This window comes from Ruegeria sp. C6 (assembly GCF_056537625.1).
The window spans coordinates 1,146,698-1,162,424 of record NZ_JBQFRW010000001.1 but is presented as its reverse complement, the minus strand read 5'-3'; the positions used below and the strand labels follow the sequence as shown (position 1 = coordinate 1,162,424).

General features: G+C 56.0%; 16 protein-coding genes. 8 read left to right on the top strand and 8 right to left on the bottom strand.

Going from position 1 to position 15,727, the window contains the following annotated elements; translation table 11 throughout:
- Nucleotides 1–5 precede the first annotated feature (5 nt).
- Complete coding sequence (locus tag ACR0MJ_RS05790) at nucleotides 6–1,148, bottom strand: acyl-CoA dehydrogenase family protein (RefSeq protein WP_170421396.1); 1,143 nt, start codon at nucleotides 1,146–1,148, stop codon at nucleotides 6–8.
- A gap of 159 nt (nucleotides 1,149–1,307) precedes the next feature.
- Here ACR0MJ_RS05790 and ACR0MJ_RS05785 point away from each other — a divergent pair, with 159 nt between their 5' ends.
- A complete protein-coding gene (locus ACR0MJ_RS05785; protein ID WP_170393198.1) occupies nucleotides 1,308–2,168 on the top strand; it encodes a hypothetical protein in 861 nt (286 codons plus the stop codon).
- 2 nt (nucleotides 2,169–2,170) lie between these two features.
- Here ACR0MJ_RS05785 and ACR0MJ_RS05780 read toward each other — a convergent pair whose 3' ends face one another.
- Complete coding sequence (locus ACR0MJ_RS05780) at nucleotides 2,171–3,286, bottom strand: carboxylate-amine ligase (RefSeq protein WP_170610460.1); 1,116 nt, start codon at nucleotides 3,284–3,286, stop codon at nucleotides 2,171–2,173.
- Between the two features lie 135 nt (nucleotides 3,287–3,421).
- Here ACR0MJ_RS05780 and ACR0MJ_RS05775 point away from each other — a divergent pair, with 135 nt between their 5' ends.
- Nucleotides 3,422–4,273: a class I SAM-dependent methyltransferase gene (locus ACR0MJ_RS05775; RefSeq protein ID WP_480759795.1), complete on the top strand. Its 852-nt coding sequence runs from the start codon at nucleotides 3,422–3,424 to the stop codon at nucleotides 4,271–4,273.
- Nucleotides 4,274–4,344: 71 nt separating this feature from the next.
- The gene (locus tag ACR0MJ_RS05770) at nucleotides 4,345–4,821 is read left to right on the top strand and encodes a fasciclin domain-containing protein (protein WP_170393195.1); all 477 of its coding nucleotides are present in this window, start codon (nucleotides 4,345–4,347) and stop codon (nucleotides 4,819–4,821) included.
- 78 nt (nucleotides 4,822–4,899) lie between these two features.
- Here the strand turns inward: ACR0MJ_RS05770 and ACR0MJ_RS05765 are convergent, their stop codons facing one another.
- The gene (locus ACR0MJ_RS05765) at nucleotides 4,900–5,499 is read right to left on the bottom strand and encodes a L,D-transpeptidase (RefSeq protein WP_170610467.1); all 600 of its coding nucleotides are present in this window, start codon (nucleotides 5,497–5,499) and stop codon (nucleotides 4,900–4,902) included.
- Nucleotides 5,500–5,687: 188 nt separating this feature from the next.
- Nucleotides 5,688–7,187, bottom strand: coding sequence for a CoA-acylating methylmalonate-semialdehyde dehydrogenase (locus tag ACR0MJ_RS05760; protein ID WP_480759792.1), 1,500 nt, complete (start codon nucleotides 7,185–7,187; stop codon nucleotides 5,688–5,690).
- A gap of 104 nt (nucleotides 7,188–7,291) precedes the next feature.
- On the opposite strand from ACR0MJ_RS05760, the gene ACR0MJ_RS05755 reads away from it, so the two are divergent.
- From ACR0MJ_RS05755 to coaD, 3 genes are all read left to right on the top strand, one after another.
- Nucleotides 7,292–8,194, top strand: coding sequence for a LysR family transcriptional regulator (locus ACR0MJ_RS05755; RefSeq protein ID WP_170405527.1), 903 nt, complete (start codon nucleotides 7,292–7,294; stop codon nucleotides 8,192–8,194).
- A gap of 61 nt (nucleotides 8,195–8,255) precedes the next feature.
- Nucleotides 8,256–8,693, top strand: coding sequence for a CBS domain-containing protein (locus ACR0MJ_RS05750; protein ID WP_170405529.1), 438 nt, complete (start codon nucleotides 8,256–8,258; stop codon nucleotides 8,691–8,693).
- Between the two features lie 82 nt (nucleotides 8,694–8,775).
- Nucleotides 8,776–9,267, top strand: a complete 492-nt coding sequence (coaD, locus tag ACR0MJ_RS05745; RefSeq protein ID WP_170393190.1) for a pantetheine-phosphate adenylyltransferase — start codon at nucleotides 8,776–8,778, stop codon at nucleotides 9,265–9,267.
- Here the strand turns inward: coaD and gap (ACR0MJ_RS05740) are convergent.
- From gap (ACR0MJ_RS05740) to gap (ACR0MJ_RS05730), 3 genes are all read right to left on the bottom strand, one after another.
- Nucleotides 9,259–10,263, bottom strand: coding sequence for a type I glyceraldehyde-3-phosphate dehydrogenase (gene gap / locus ACR0MJ_RS05740; protein ID WP_170645989.1), 1,005 nt, complete (start codon nucleotides 10,261–10,263; stop codon nucleotides 9,259–9,261). The two genes, coaD and gap (ACR0MJ_RS05740), sit on opposite strands and share 9 nt — an antisense overlap.
- 81 nt (nucleotides 10,264–10,344) lie before the next feature.
- Nucleotides 10,345–10,488: a hypothetical protein gene (locus tag ACR0MJ_RS05735; RefSeq protein WP_010439846.1), complete on the bottom strand. Its 144-nt coding sequence runs from the start codon at nucleotides 10,486–10,488 to the stop codon at nucleotides 10,345–10,347.
- A gap of 73 nt (nucleotides 10,489–10,561) precedes the next feature.
- Nucleotides 10,562–11,563: a type I glyceraldehyde-3-phosphate dehydrogenase gene (gap, locus tag ACR0MJ_RS05730; protein WP_170393188.1), complete on the bottom strand. Its 1,002-nt coding sequence runs from the start codon at nucleotides 11,561–11,563 to the stop codon at nucleotides 10,562–10,564.
- 182 nt (nucleotides 11,564–11,745) lie between these two features.
- On the opposite strand from gap (ACR0MJ_RS05730), the gene ACR0MJ_RS05725 reads away from it, so the two are divergent.
- Entirely contained in the window at nucleotides 11,746–12,717 is a 972-nt protein-coding gene (locus ACR0MJ_RS05725; RefSeq protein WP_170421414.1) for a DUF808 domain-containing protein, read from the top strand.
- 87 nt (nucleotides 12,718–12,804) lie between these two features.
- Nucleotides 12,805–13,605: a thioesterase family protein gene (locus ACR0MJ_RS05720; protein WP_480759784.1), complete on the top strand. Its 801-nt coding sequence runs from the start codon at nucleotides 12,805–12,807 to the stop codon at nucleotides 13,603–13,605.
- Nucleotides 13,606–13,655: 50 nt separating this feature from the next.
- Here the strand turns inward: ACR0MJ_RS05720 and tkt are convergent, their stop codons facing one another.
- Nucleotides 13,656–15,677, bottom strand: coding sequence for a transketolase (tkt, locus tag ACR0MJ_RS05715; RefSeq protein ID WP_170735111.1), 2,022 nt, complete (start codon nucleotides 15,675–15,677; stop codon nucleotides 13,656–13,658).
- Between the last annotated feature and the right edge of the window lie 50 nt (nucleotides 15,678–15,727).

The window sequence follows — 15,727 nt, the reverse complement described above, 5'->3', positions numbered from 1 at the left end:
AGACCTCAGCGATTGGAGAGCATCTGGCGTGCAACGATCACGCGCATGATCTCGTTCGTGCCTTCCAAAATTTGATGCACACGCAGATCCCGCACCAGTTTCTCGATGCCATAATCAGCCAAATAACCATATCCACCGTGCAATTGCAGACACTGATCCACGACTTTCGATCCGGTTTCTGTTACGAATTTCTTGGCCATCGCACAGAATTTTGTGGCGTCCGGTGCGCCCTGATCAAGTTTCCACGCTGCCTGACGCAAGAATGTGCGCGCCGCCTGTAGCTCAATCTCCATATCTGCCAGTCGGAACTGCAGCGCCTGAAACTGATCGATCGATTGTCCAAAGGCCTTGCGCTCGGACATATACTGCAACGTCATGTCCAGACCGTTCTGAGCTGCCCCCAGCGAGCAGGAGGCGATGTTCAGGCGGCCACCGTCCAGCCCCATCATCGCGTATTTGAAACCGTCGCCTTCAGCCCCGACCAGATTGCTGGATGGAATTTTGCAATCGTCAAACTGAACTTGCGCGGTTGGCTGGCTTTTCCAACCCATTTTTTGTTCCAGACCACCGAAACTCAGGCCCGGCGTGCCGTCTTCGACATAGACGGTAGAGATTCCTTTAGGGCCGTCTTCACCCGTGCGAACCATGCAGACATAGGCATCCGAATAGCCGCCGCCGGAAATGAACGCTTTTGTGCCGTTGAGCGTGAAGCCTTCATTGGTCCGTTCAGCGCGCGTTTTCAGCGCCGCAGCGTCCGATCCCGATCCGGGTTCCGTCAGGCAGTAGCTGAGGACGGTTTCGAGGCTGAGGATACTTGGCATAATGCGGGACTTCAGATCGTCACTGCCAAAGCTGTCCAGCATTTTGGCGCACATGTTGTGAATCGACAGGAATGCCGCGACCGAGGGGCAGGCCATCGATAGCGCTTCGAACACCAGTGTCGCATCCAATCGCGTCAAACCCGAACCACCAGCCTCTTCCGAGACATAAAGTCCACCAAATCCTAGTTCGCCGATTTTGGGCCAAAGCTCTTTGGGGATGGTTCCGTCTGCTTCCCACTGACGCGCGAAGGGGGCGATGTGGTCTTGGCCAAAGGCGTAGGCCATGTCGAAAATGGCCGTTTGTTCTTCGGTCAGCGCGAAATCCATGACGTGTGCTTCCTGATGGCTATAGAATTGAACGAGCGTTTTATTCTTCAATCCTTACAGAAATTTTTCAATGACGGCAAACCCGGCGATTTAGGGGATTTCTGGACGGTGAGGTATACTGCGGGAATTCTGCTTTCTTGATCATTACGGAGTATTCTTATGTCGTCACACAAGCTTGCTGTTATCGCGATTCACGGCATGGGCAGCCAGTACAATCCTCAGAACCAGCCCCCATCCACGACCCCAACGTTTTCCAAAGGGCTGAAACGACGCGTTTCGAACCGGGTCGGCGCGGATATGGATGATGTGATCTGGCACGAGGTGGTCTGGGCACAGATCCTGCAAGGGCGGCAAAAGGCATATCTGCGCAAGGTCAACCGCAGCCTAGGATACGACAAGCTGCGCGAGTTTGTAGTGTGCAATCTGTCGGATGCGGCTTCTTACCGACCAACTCCGGATGATGGCGATAAGATCTATGAGGCGATCCACAAGAAAATCGAGAATGTGATGGGGGTCGTCAAATACCAGGTCGGACCACAGGGGCCTGTACTGATCCTGGCGCATTCGCTGGGTGGGCACATAATGTCGAACTATATTTATGACATGCAAAGGCATCTGCGCCAGGGTGGTTCACCGGTTCACCCGACAGATGTTGAAAACATGAAAACCGTTGCTGGCCTCGTGACGTTTGGGTGCAATATTCCGATTTTTCTGTTCGCATATCCCGAGAATGAGATTTTTCCGATCATGGCCCCGAACCGCGCGCTGCCGCCTGCGTTGCAGTTTTCGACCTGGTGGCGAAACTACTATGACAAGCATGATGTTTTGGGTTTTCCTTTGGGCAAAAGCGCGCCAAGCTATGAACAGCTCGCTCAAAGTGGGGCCTTGAAGGATAAGCCGATCAATGCGGGCAAAATCTTTACGTCGTGGAACCCGCTTTCGCATAACGGATACTGGACGGATCGCGATTTGTATGAACCTGTAGCGGACCGGATCAAAGAGATTTTGGCGGCGGTTTGACTTTATAGGTCGGCGTGAAATTCCTCGATCAGGTGCTTGACCACCGCCATGCCCGGATCATCCCCGCGCGCCAAAGCTTCAGCGTAAACACGGCGTTGGCGGGTGGCGGAGGTGCCATTTTCTGCGATCTGCCGAAGTCGGGCGAGTTCGGTCATGGTACCCAATGCCTCGGTGTCTTCGGCCAACATGCCCATCAGCTCTCCGATCAGTTCAGCCATCGGCTTGATTGAGCGATCACCGAAATCGATCAGACCTTCGCCCACACCGTAGCGCTGCGCGCGCCAACGGTTTTCGCCGATCAGAAACTTATCATATTGCCGCCAACGAAGATTGCGGTCTTTCAGGCGGCACAGCATCCGGGTCAGCGCCTGCACTAGCGCTGCAAGCGAAAGCGTATGTTCAAGCCTTGGCTGTACGTCCATGATGCGTGTTTCTAGGGTGGGGAACCGGTGAGATGGACGTAGGTCCCACCAGATTTTAGAGGTGTCCTCGATCACGCCGAGTTCGACCAGCACGCCGGTGGTGCGTTCGTATTCGCCCCAACTGCTGAACACCGGGGGCAGACCGGTCCGGGGCAGATTGTCGAACACGGTGAGCCTATAGGAGGAAAGCCCGGTGTCTTCGCCGTTCCAATAAGGAGACGAGGTCGACAACGCCAGCAGATGGGGCAGAAAGTAAGAAAGCTGGGGTACCAGGTCGGCGCGCAAGGCTTGATCTTCGACGCCCACATGCACGTGCATTCCGCAGATCAGCATCCGCCGCGCCACGCCGCCCAAAGCATGCTGCAGGGCGTCATAGCGTTCTTTCCGTGTATGGTGTTGATCTTTCCAGTTCGCAAACGGATGGCAAGAGACCGCGATCGGAGCCAGATTATACTCGGCTGCACGTTTTGATACACAAGAACGCAGGCGCTTTAGATCTTCGCGCGCCGATCTGATCGTAGCATGTGGGCGGGTCCCAACTTCGATCTGGCACTGCAGAAATTCCGGGCTGACCTGGCCTTCGAAATCTGCCTGACAAGCTTCCATCAATGCTGCGGGCGCCTCGGCGAGCTGCAGACTGTCTTGATCGACCAGCAGGTATTCCTCTTCAATGCCGATCGTGAATTCCTGCTGCATGGCGGCCCTCGTTGGTCAATTCACATCAGTGAATACGGAAATTAGCGTTTTGCCAAGGGTTTGGCCTGTCGGTTCTTGCGGAAGTCCTGCGTGCACGGGTAAAGAGCGGGCGCAACGCAATGTGGAGCCGTCCTCGTGAAACCCAGAAAATTTCCGCAGATCAATGCAGCCCTAGATGAGTTGGGCGTCAAGCTGATCGACAAGGTTACGGAACAGGATGAACGGGCGCGGCTGGAAGCGTTCGAACGGGCAGGGGGATTGACCAGGCCCGCTTATGCCCTGTCGCCGGGAATGGACGGATTCGATATCGCGCAACTTGTCGAAGAGTATACGCGCCATGCCGATGCGCTTGCAGCTTTGAAGGACCCGGCGCGAAACCAAACCGGTTATCACACCGGCAATGGATATTACGATAGCCCGGATGCGGATGCGCTTTACCTGATGATCCGCCGCTTTCAGCCCAAGCGCGTGATCGAGGTCGGCTGCGGGAACTCTACTCGCGTGACGCGGCAGGCGATCATAGATGGTGGTTTGGATACGACGATCACGGCAATTGATCCGTACCCGCGCGCAGATATCGCCCATGTCGTCGATCAGTTTGAGCAGAAGCGACTGGAAGAAGTAGATCCCGCGCTGTTCGATCAGCTTGAGGCTGGGGATGTTCTGTTCATCGATTCAAGCCATGTGGTTCGGATGAGCAACGATGTCGCCCATCTATTCTGTCGGATCATTCCGGCGCTGAAACCCGGCGTTGTCATTCATGTCCACGATGTTTTTCTGCCTTATGAATATCCCAAACGATTCTTCTATGACTGCCCAGGATGGGGTGAGCAGTACATTTTGCACGCCTTGCTGCAATCCGGTTTCTATTCAATGCTTTGGCCCGGATATTACCTGCAGCAGGATCGCCCCGACGCCGTCGCAGCGCTGCCGTTTCTAGAAGAGGGCCGTGCGCAGAGCATCTGGGTTCAGCTCAAAGAAAATTGACTTCTGTGTGATCCGGTTCGAACTCAGGCCCGTACCCCTTTCCATAACAAGCTGGAGAGGAGTTAACAGCCATGTTCCGCCGCACATTCATGGGCGCAGCCGCCGCATTTGCACTTGCACTGCCCGTCAAGGCACAGGCCGCTGATATCGTAGATACCGCAGTTGCTGCCGGGTCTTTCAACACCCTGGTTGCTGCCGTTCAGGCCGCAGGCCTGGTTGATACGCTGAAAGGCGATGGGCCCTTCACCGTCTTTGCACCCACGGATGAAGCTTTTGCAGCTCTGCCTGAAGGCACTGTTGAAACCCTACTTCTGCCAGAAAACAAGGACCAGTTGGTGTCGATCCTGACCTACCATGTCGTGCCAGCCAAAGTGATGTCCGGCGACATTGCAGGAAAGCGCGCGAAGGTTTTGACCGTGCAAGGCGACCGACTAAGCGTGAACGCAAAAAATGGCGTGAAAGTTAATGGTGCCAAAGTTGTGCAGGCCGACATCGAAGCCAGCAACGGCGTCATTCACGTTGTCGACGAAGTGATCATTCCCGAATAAATCTACCACCTTCACGAAAACAAGAGCCCCGTTCCTGATGGACGGGGCTTTTTTGTGTTTCGTGTAGAAACTCGCCGTTTAGACCAAACGTACCTGAGTGCCGACCTTTACCAGCGGATACAGCTCTTCAACGTGCTGGTTATAAAGACCGATACAGCCGGACGAGCTCTGACGTCCAATCTTGCGAGTATCATAGGTGCCGTGAACCAAGTAGGCAGGCCAGCCAAGATACATAGCGCGAGTTCCCAATGGGTTTCCAGGTTCACCACCCTCCATGCGAATTGGCAACGAGGGATCGCGCTCGCGCATTGATGGGGTTGGTGTCCAGCTTGGGTTCTCCGCCTTGCGTGTGACTTTGGTATAGCCGCGCTTGGTCAGCTCTTCGCTCATCGGGACAGAACTGGGGTACAGCTTGTAGGTTCCATCCGGCCCCCAGTAATGAACAGCCCGGCTGGTGATATCGGCCAACAATGCGCCGACGCCCAACTCGTCAAAGTGATCCTGCCAATTCTGCTGCGAGAACGATGAAATGTTACGACGTACTGGAAGCTGCGTGCTGATTGCTTCCTCGGTCTGTGGGAAAGCATCAGTGCTTTGAGCACGCACGATAGCAGGGGCCGCAATCAGCGATGCAGCGCCCAAAAGGGCGTGACGACGGGTAAAACGATTTTGGGACAAGGTTGCCTCCAGGGAGTTATGAGCTGCTCGGATAGTTGAATTACCGATAAAATATTAGTGATTGCCTGCTTTTTCCAGAGGGCGACCTCTGAATTTCTTGTGAGGTACGCGATCAGGCAGCAACTGGCGCATGCACGAAAAAACCCGACCCATGTAGGGCCGGGTTTCCTGATTTGTAAGCTGAATGATCAGTCCATCGCTTTGAAGTTGAACTCGCCACCTTCCTTGATGCCCGACGGCCAGCGCGATGTCACTGTTTTGGTGCGGGTGTAGAACTTGAAGCTGTCCGGACCGTGCTGGTTCAGGTCGCCGAACATCGATTTCTTCCAGCCGCCAAAAGTGTGGTAGGCCAGCGGAACCGGGATCGGAACGTTGACGCCGACCATGCCGATGTTCACACGGCTGGCAAAGTCGCGCGCCGTATCACCGTCGCGGGTGAAGATCGCAGTGCCGTTGCCGTATTCATGATCCATCGCCAGTTTCAGCGCCTCTTCATAAGAACCCGCGCGGACGGTCGACAGGACCGGGCCAAAGATCTCTTGCTTGTAGATATCCATGTCGGGAGTGACGTTGTCGAACAGGTGCGGGCCGACAAAGAAGCCATCCTCATAGCCCTGCAGGCTGAAGTCGCGGTTGTCGACAACCAGCTTCGCGCCCTGCTCAACGCCCGAGTTGATCAGGCCAAGGATACGCTCTTTCGCGGCAGCAGTAACAACCGGACCCATGTCTACGTCGTCGCCCGCTGTGTAGGGGCCGACTTTCAGCTTCTCCACGCGAGGGATCAGTTTTTCGATCAGTGCGTCTGCGGTTTCTTCGCCCACAGGCACGGCCACCGAGATTGCCATGCAGCGTTCGCCAGCCGCGCCGAAACCTGCACCGACCAGCGCATCAGCAGCCTGATCCAGATCGGCGTCAGGCATAACGATCATGTGGTTCTTGGCTCCACCGAAACACTGCGCCCGTTTGCCGTTGGCGGTTGCACGAGCATAGATGTACTGCGCGATCGGGGTTGAACCCACGAACGACACGCCCTGAATGATTTCGCTGTCCAGCAGGGTGTCCACGGCCTCTTTGTCACCGTTTACGACTTGGAACACGCCCTTGGGCAGACCAGCTTCGACAAACAGCTCTGCCAGCATCAATGGAACAGAGGGGTCGCGCTCGGACGGTTTCAGAACAACTGCGTTGCCGCAGGCCAGTGCCGGGCCGACGTGCCAAAGCGGCATCATTGCGGGGAAGTTGAATGGCATGATCGAAGCGACCACGCCCAGTGGCTGACGCATCGAATACATATCGATGCCCGGGCCCGCGCTGTCGGTGAACTCACCTTTCAGCATCTGGGGCGCGCCGATGCAGTATTCTATCACTTCCAGACCACGCTGCAGATCACCCTTGGCGTCCGGGATGGTTTTGCCGTGCTCGCGGCTGAGAGCCTCGGCCAGCTTGTCCATGTCGCGGTTCATCAAGCCAACCATCGCCATCATAACGCGCGCGCGCTTCTGCGGGTTGGTTGCGCCCCAAGCGACCTGAGCTGCTGCAGCGTCTTCGATCGCAGCGGTGGTCTCGGCGACACTGGCCATCGGGCATTGGTACTGCACTTCACCCGTTGCTGGGTTGAATACATTGTCAAAGCGGTCAGATGTGCCAGCGACATTTTCGCCGTTGATGAAATGGGTCAGGTTCTGCATTGCAAACTCCTCCGGATTAAGTTGCGCGAAGAATAGACTTGCGAAAATCACCTGAACAGAGGCAATATTTCAAATCAGTTTTGCAAAAATGCAAAGGGTAGAACATGACGCCGAATTGGGATGATTTGCGGGTTTTCCTGGCGGTCGCGCGCGATGAAAGCCTTTCGGGTGCGGGGCGGGTTCTCAAGATCGACCCGGCGACAGTCGGGCGCAGAATCGCGCGGCTCGAAGCGGCATTGGACGCGGTGTTGTTCACGAAATCACAGCAGGGCTATGTGTTGACGACTGCAGGACAACGCCTGATGGAGCATGGGCTGCAGGCGGAAGAAGCTATGCGCGCAGCGACTGGTGTCATGTCAGGCTCTGCCAAATCGCTAAGCGGTCAGATCCGAATTGGTGCCCCGGATGGTAGTGCCAATTACCTGTTGCCACAGGTCTGCGCCAAGATCAGCGATGCCAATCCTGATCTCGACATTCAGATCCTGGCGTTGCCGCGCATCATCAACCTATCCCGGCGAGAGGCCGACATGGCGGTAACAGTCAGTGCGCCCACCGCAGGGAAACTGCTGGTGCAGAAGATATCCGACTATCGGCTGCATATGGTCGCAACGAAGGAATACCTGAGTCGTCACGCCGAAATTCGATCCATCGAGGATCTAAAAGGGCATCGGATGATAGGCTATATTCCGGACATGATTTTCGACCGCGAGCTGGACTATCTCAACGACATCGGTGTTGAACGTGTCGCGCTTGCATCAAACTCTGTTTCCGTTCAGCTGCGACAAGTTTCGCTGGGAACAGGGGTCTGCGTGGCACATGATTTCACATTGCCGTTTCATCGGGGATTGCAGAAAATCCTGACGGATCAGGTCAGTCTGACCCGGGGGTTCTATCTGGTCCGCCATCAGGGCGATCAGCGCAATGAGCGGTTGAACCGCTTTGCCGAGGCGTTGACGCGCGGAATACGGGACGAAGTAGCGCGGCTTGAGCGCGAAGCTTCACCTTGACACATTCACACATTCCGGCAACGCTTTGGAAAACAGTACGTAATTCCGGAGGTTTTCGCTTATGCTTGTACAGGCCATTCTCAAATCCAAGGCCAGCGGCGGTGTGGAGACGGTCGAGCCAACGGCATCCGTTTCTCAGGCTGCCGAGATTCTTGCGGAAAAGCGGATTGGTACTGTGGTCATTTCCGAGGATGGGGGGCAGACGGCAGCGGGCATTTTATCCGAACGAGACATTGTTCGCGAGTTGGCTGCCAGCGGCAGCGGATGCTTGGATAAACCCGTTAGCAACTATATGACCAAGCAACTTGTGACCGCCAGCCAGCAGGATACTGTTGAGTCTATCCTGTCCCAGATGACCGAAGGACGATTTCGCCACATGCCTGTATTGGAAGATGGCAAACTGGTCGGCATCGTTACGCTGGGTGATGCGGTCAAGGCGCAACTGGCTGAACTTGCTATGGAAAAAGACGCGCTTGAGGGCATGATCATGGGGCACTGAACGCGGGGGCTGTTTCAGCCTCTTGCACCTGCGGCAAAGTTATGTTTGCTTGCGCAGAAATATTGTTGCGCTGGAGAGCCCAATGCGGGTTGGATTATATCCCGGTACTTTCGACCCTATCACCATGGGTCATATAGACATTATTCGCCGCGCGGCTGCGCTGGTGGATAAGCTCGTCATTGGTGTTGCTATCAACCGGGACAAGGGCCCGCTGTTTTCTTTGGAAGAGCGTGTCGCGATGATCGAGGCCGAATGCGCCCATCTAACCGAGCAGACTGGCACCGAGATTGTCGCGCATCCGTTTGAAAACCTGCTGATCGATTGCGCCCGCGATGTAGGCGCTCAGATCATCGTGCGCGGACTGCGTGCGGTTGCGGATTTCGAGTATGAATTCCAGATGGTTGGGATGAATCGCGCGTTGGACGACTCGATTGAGACCGTGTTCTTGATGGCGGAGGCACGGCATCAAGCCATTGCGTCGAAACTGGTCAAAGAAATCGCCAGATTGAACGGGGACGTGTCAAAATTCGTCACGCCCCGCGTCAATTCCGCCTTGAAAGAGCGGTTAGGATAGCGCGCCCATCGCGGCGGCTGTGTCCAGCATCCGGTTCGAGAAGCCCCATTCGTTGTCGTACCATGCAAGCACACGAACCAATGTGCCGTCAGTTACTTTGGTTTCAGCCAGTGAAACCGTCGAGCTATGCGAGTCGTGGTTGAAATCGATCGAGATCAAGGGGCGATTCTCGGCCGCCAGCACGCCGGGGATTTTGGCGGCGGCTTCTACAAAGAGGGCATTGACCTCTTCTTCGGACGTCGGTCGCGAAACCTCAGCAACCAGATCAACGACTGAGACATTGGGCGTTGGGACACGAATGGCTTGCCCGGTCAACTTACCAGCAAGCTGCGGCAGAACCAGACCAACAGCCGATGCCGCGCCAGTTGTCGTCGGAATCATTGACAGTGCTGCTGCGCGCGACAGGTAGGGGTCTTTACCCGCAGTGTCGTGAACCGGTTGGCTGGCCGTGTATGCATGAACTGTGGTCATGTTGCCGTGTTTGATGCCCAGTCCTGCGTCCAAAGCCGCCGCGACCGGCGACAGGCAGTTGGTGGTGCACGAGGCATTGGAAACAACGATATCGTCGGCGGTTAACTCATGATCGTTCACGCCGAACACGACTGTCTTCACGCCGCCGTCGCCACGGGCAGGGGCCGAGATCAATACTTTCTTTGATCCGTTTTTCAGGTGCCGCTCAGCTGCTTCACGGGTCCGGAAAACACCGGTGCATTCCAAAACCACATCCACATCAGACCAGTCCAGTGCTTCGGGATCACGCTCGCTGGTCAGCCGGATGGGCCCAGCACCCACATCCAGACCTGCATCAGTCAGACTTACGGGTTTGGAATAGCGTCCATGCACACTGTCGAACTCGAACAGATGTGCGTTCATTTCGGGCTTTGCCAGATCGTTGATTGCGATGATTTCAACATCAGTACGTCCGGATTCCATGACGGCCCGAAGAACGCCGCGCCCGATCCGTCCAAATCCATTGATTGCCAGCTTGAGTGTCATAATGCGCTCCGTCAGAACATGGTCCATAGATGGTTAGCGCTAACAAAGCCAGATTGGCGCGAAAGTCAAGAAAAACCTCTGTCAGCGCCAGAAGGCGAGCCAATCCAGGAAATCGTAGAGCTTCTTGCCCAGGAACAGCAGGTGTTCGGTGCCGAATAGTGCCACGTCCAGCATCAGACCGCCCAGAATTAGGATTCCAAGCCAGATAGCGATTTGATTTGTCATTTCTGCGCCCTGAACGTAAATGCCCGCTCAGATAACCTGAGCGGGCATAAAGGTACAAGCGATGTGCGAAGGGTCAGTTAAGGCGGCCCATCGCGACGGCGACATCCGCCATACGCACCGAGAATCCCCATTCGTTGTCATACCATGCCAATACGCGCACCATACGGTTGTCGACAACTCGGGTCTGATCCGGCGCAAAGATCGAGCTTTCTTCGGTGTGGTTGAAATCGGTCGAAACCAGCGGCGCGGGCTCATACCCTAGAACGCGCTGCATCGGGCCTTTCGCTGCCTCTTCGACGATGGCGTTGACCTCTTCGACAGTGACGTCGCGCGAGGCGCGGAAAGACAGGTCAACGGCCGAAACATTCGGGGTAGGTACGCGGATGGCCGAGCCGTCCAGGCGCCCTTTGAGGTTCGGCAGAACCTCTCCCAGTGCTGCAGCGGCGCCAGTGGACGTCGGGATCATGGACATGGCGGCAGCGCGGGCGCGATACAGATCGCTGTGGCGACGGTCCAGCGTCGGTTGGTCGCCGGTATAGGCGTGAATCGTGGTCATGATGCCATGCTCAATGCCGATACCTTCGTCCAGAACCTTGGCGAGCGGAGCAAGGCAGTTGGTGGTGCAAGAACCGTTCGACACCATATTGTCGTTTGCGGTCAGGCTGTTGTGGTTCACACCAAATACGATGGTCTTGTCGACATTTTTGCCGGGAGCCGACAGCAGAACCTTACCAGCGCCGCGCTCAAGATGGGTTTTGGCTTTCAGGCCGTCGTTGAACTTGCCGGTGCATTCCAGAACGACATCGCAGCCTTCCCAGTCCAGCTCGTTCATATCGTAGGTCGAGAACATCTCCATCGGGCCGCGACCCAGATCCATGGTGTTGCCTTCGACCGAGACGTCGCGTGGGAAACGTCCATGGATGCTGTCGTATTTCAACAGATGCGCCGAGGTTTCCAGCGGGCCGGTGGCGTTGACCTTGATCACTTCGATGTCGTTGCGCGCCGATGCGGCGATGTGCGACAGAGTACAGCGGCCGATGCGGCCAAAACCATTGATACCGACCTTGATGGTCATCCGACGTCTCCAAAAATGCGCTTGCGTTGCAGGCCATATAGCCGCGAATATTGAATCTCAAAAGGGCAAAAATGGCATATTTTTAAGGTGTTAGCGCAAACCTGCGCCGATTGCGCTAACGCTTGCGCTAGCCGTTGGATCAGGTAGGGTCCGATCGAACAGATGAATGGAAAGGAAGCGCGATGAGTGGTCTGTTGGCCCTGTTGGACGACGTGGCGGGCATTGCAAAGGTCGCGGCGGCTTCGGTGGACGATGTGGTGGCCGCTGCCGGCAAGGCTGGGGCCAAGACTGCGGGTGTGATCATTGACGATGCGGCCGTGACGCCCAAATACGTTCAGGGTTTTGCCCCGGCGCGGGAACTGCCGATCATCTGGCGCATCGCGCGCGGATCAATTTTCAACAAGATCATTCTGTTGTTGCCGGTTGCCTTGCTACTCGCCAATTTTGCGCCTTGGTTGATCACACCGCTGCTTATGCTCGGTGGTTCATATCTGTGTTTCGAGGGGGCCGAGAAGATTTTTCACGTCCTGTTTCCACATGGGAGCCATGCGATCGAAGAGGATATGAAAAATCCTGATCCTGGCCATCTGGAAGAAAAGAAGGTGAAGGGTGCGATCAAGACTGACTTTATCCTGTCTGCCGAAATCATGACCATCGCTTTGGCGGCCATTGAAGCGCCGAATGTGTGGATGCAAGCCGCGACGCTGGCCGTTGTGGGCGTTGGGGTCACCGTCGCCGTTTATGGCTCGGTCGCTCTGATCGTGAAAATGGATGATGTCGGGTTGTTCCTGGCGCAAAACGCTCCGACGCCGATAGGGCGTGGAACGGGAAGGGGCCTCGTCAAAGCGATGCCCGTTGTTATGAAAGTTCTGTCTATCGTTGGTACTGCTGCGATGCTGTGGGTCGGCGGGTCGATCATGATCCACGGTATGGAGGTCCTGGGCTTTGGCTGGCTGGGCCATCACATTTACGACTGGGCAAATGCTGCGAGTCATGCTGTGTCTGAACAATGGGCAGGCGCGGTAAAGTGGATCGCGAAGGCGACAATGGATGGTGTATTCGGTCTGGTCTATGGGCTGGCGCTGATACCGGTGGCAACCAAGCTGCTGTCCCCCGCGATCAGCGCGATTTCGGGATCTGCGAACAAACACTGAAATCAGGATCATGTGACGTGAGGTTTCATCTGGCACAACGGTAAGAGCGGGGTAAGTTCCAATCGAAGCATATCCGGTGTGAGATCGATGATTAAACTCAGCCTTTCCCAAGTCCTTGCCAGTTCAGATCGGTTGAACGGGATGCTGCAGTTTCCGGTGCCGCCAAACTGGATGCAAGGCCGCACAACATATGGCGGCTTCTCGTCTGCCTTGCTGCTGGCTGCTGCGAGAAATGCGGTCGATGTTCTGCCTCCATTACGCTCGGCCCTGATCAATTTTACCGCGCCCATCGGATCACCTCCGCTGATCGAAACCGAGGTGCTTCGCAATGGGCGGAATGTCACAACGATCAATACACGAGCAAGGATTGAGGGGAATACAGCCGCACTTGGGACATTTACGTTTGGCAAGGCACAGGACAGCCATGTGGCATTCGAACATCCGGCTAAGGCAGAGATACAGCCAGAGATCACAGAACACTATTTCCCGCCAGATTTGCCAAAACTTCCCATCGCATTTCTTGAGAACTTCGACGTTCGGTTGATCGACGGGGCGCGGCCATTTGCTAGTGCAGAGCGTGGCTATGTGAAGGTTTGGGCGCGCCATAATGATGCCGATATGCGCGATAGGATCGAAGGGTTGATCGCAATTGCGGACCTGTTGCCACCGGCCATATTCCCGACATTGAAGAAGCCGGGAAACAACTCGTCAATGAACTGGATTTTCAACGTGCTGTCCGAAGATATTCATACTCGCGATGGATGGTGGTTGATGGAACATCAATTGACAGCTGGACATGACGGCTACAGCTCTCAGGTCATGCGGATGTGGAACACCGATGGTGATCTAATTGTCGATGGTATGCAGTCAGTAATAATTTTCGTCTAACAAAAAAGGCCCCGGTTTTAACCGAGGCCTTCTGACTAATTTGGGTAGGTTCAACCCAGCAGTTCTTTGACCTTGGCGACTGTTGCCTCGGTCGTGATGCCAAAATGCTTGTAGAGCTCTCCGGCGGGTGCCGACGCACCAAAGCTGGACATGCCGATGAACCCGGCTTTGGCCTCGCGACCACGCTCGCCCAGAAGCCAACGGTCCCAGCCTCCGGCGCGAACCGCAGCCTCGATACCGACGCGGACGGCTCCCGCAGGCAATACGCGCTTGCGGTAGGCTTCGTCTTGTTCGGCAAACAGCTCCATACAGGGCATGGAAACGACCCGAGTGCCGATGCCTTCGGCCTCAAGTATTGCTTTAGCTTCCATCGCCAGCGAAACCTCGGAACCTGTGGCAATCAGAATCGCCTGACGCTTGTTTTCTGCGTCAGCCAATACATAAGCGCCTTGTGCGGTTAGGTTTTTGGCTTTGTGCTGGGTCCGAACAGTTGGCACGCCTTGACGGGTCAGCGACAGGACTGAGGGGCTATCCTTGAAGGTCAGCGCCAATTCCCAGGCTTCGGCGGTCTCAATCGTATCGGCTGGGCGGAACACATAAGTGTTCGGCGTCGCGCGTGAGATCGCCAGATGTTCCACCGGCTGGTGCGTCGGACCGTCTTCGCCCAGACCAATCGAGTCGTGGGTCATCACGAAGACCGTCGGGATCTTCATAAGTGCAGCCAAACGCATCGAGGGCCGCGCATAGTCTGTGAAGGCCATGAACGTACCGCCATACGGGCGAATGCCACCATGCAGCGCCATACCGTTCATAGCAGCGGCCATACCGTGTTCACGAATGCCGTAATGGATATACCGACCCTTGCGGTTTTCCGGAAGGAACACGCCCATATCAGCCGATTTGGTGTTGTTCGATCCAGTCAGGTCAGCCGAGCCGCCAATGGTGTCGGGCATGATCGGGTTAACGACATTCAACACCTTCTCAGACGAGGCGCGAGTGGCCAGCTTTGGCTGGTCTTCCGACATCTGTTTCTTAAACGACCGGATGGCGCCGGCCAGCTTCTTTGGTGCCTCAAACGCATAGGCGCGGTTGAATTCGGCTTGTTTACGTTCGGAGACTTGCGCAAAACGCTCCTCCCACGCTGCACGCTCGGCTTTGCCACGTGCACCAATGGCCTCCCAAGCGGCTTTGACCTCAGCAGGGATGACGAACGCATCATGCGGCCAGTCATATGCTTCTTTGGCGGCGTTCAACTGATCCTGATCGGTCAGAGCGCCATGGCCTTTTGAAGTGTCCTGCGCCGCGTGACCCAGTGCAATGTGGCTTTCACAAGCAATCATCGTCGGTTTGTTCGACTTCTTCGCCTGCACGATGGCCGCATCGATGGCCTTGGGGTCGTGGCCGTCAATCTCAAGCACATGCCAGCCCGAGGCCGCAAAACGGCGCACCTGATCGGTGCGGTCGGCGATGTCGACTGTGCCGTCGATGGTGATGTTGTTGTTATCCCAGAAGACGATCAGCTTGCTCAACTCGTGGCGACCGGCCAAAGTGATCGCCTCTTGGCTGACGCCTTCCATCAGGCAGCCGTCACCCGCAATCACGTAGGTATAGTGATCAACGATCTTCTTGCCATAATGCGCACGCTGAATTTCCTCGGCCATCGCAAAGCCAACGGCATTCGAAATGCCCTGACCCAAAGGTCCGGTAGTGGTTTCGACACCATCGATCAGGAAGTTTTCAGGGTGCCCGGCAGTTTTGGCGCCCAATTGACGGAAGTTCTTGATCTCTTCCAGCGTAACATCGCCATGCCCGGTGAGATACAGCAGCGAATAGACCAGCATCGAACCGTGACCCGCCGATAGGATGAACCGATCGCGGTCCGGCCAGTTCGGGGCAGTGGCGTCGAATTTGAGGTGCTTTTCGAACAATACGGTCGCAACATCGGCCATGCCCATCGGCATACCGGAATGGCCGGAATTGGCGGCGGCGACAGCGTCGAGGGTCAGGGTGCGGATGGCCGCAGCCTTGTCCCAGTGTTCGGGGTTGGCATTGCGCAGCGCAGTCAGGTCCACGGGCGTAGTTCCTTTGGTTTACGGGCAGATGGGCGCTGAATACCATCCGA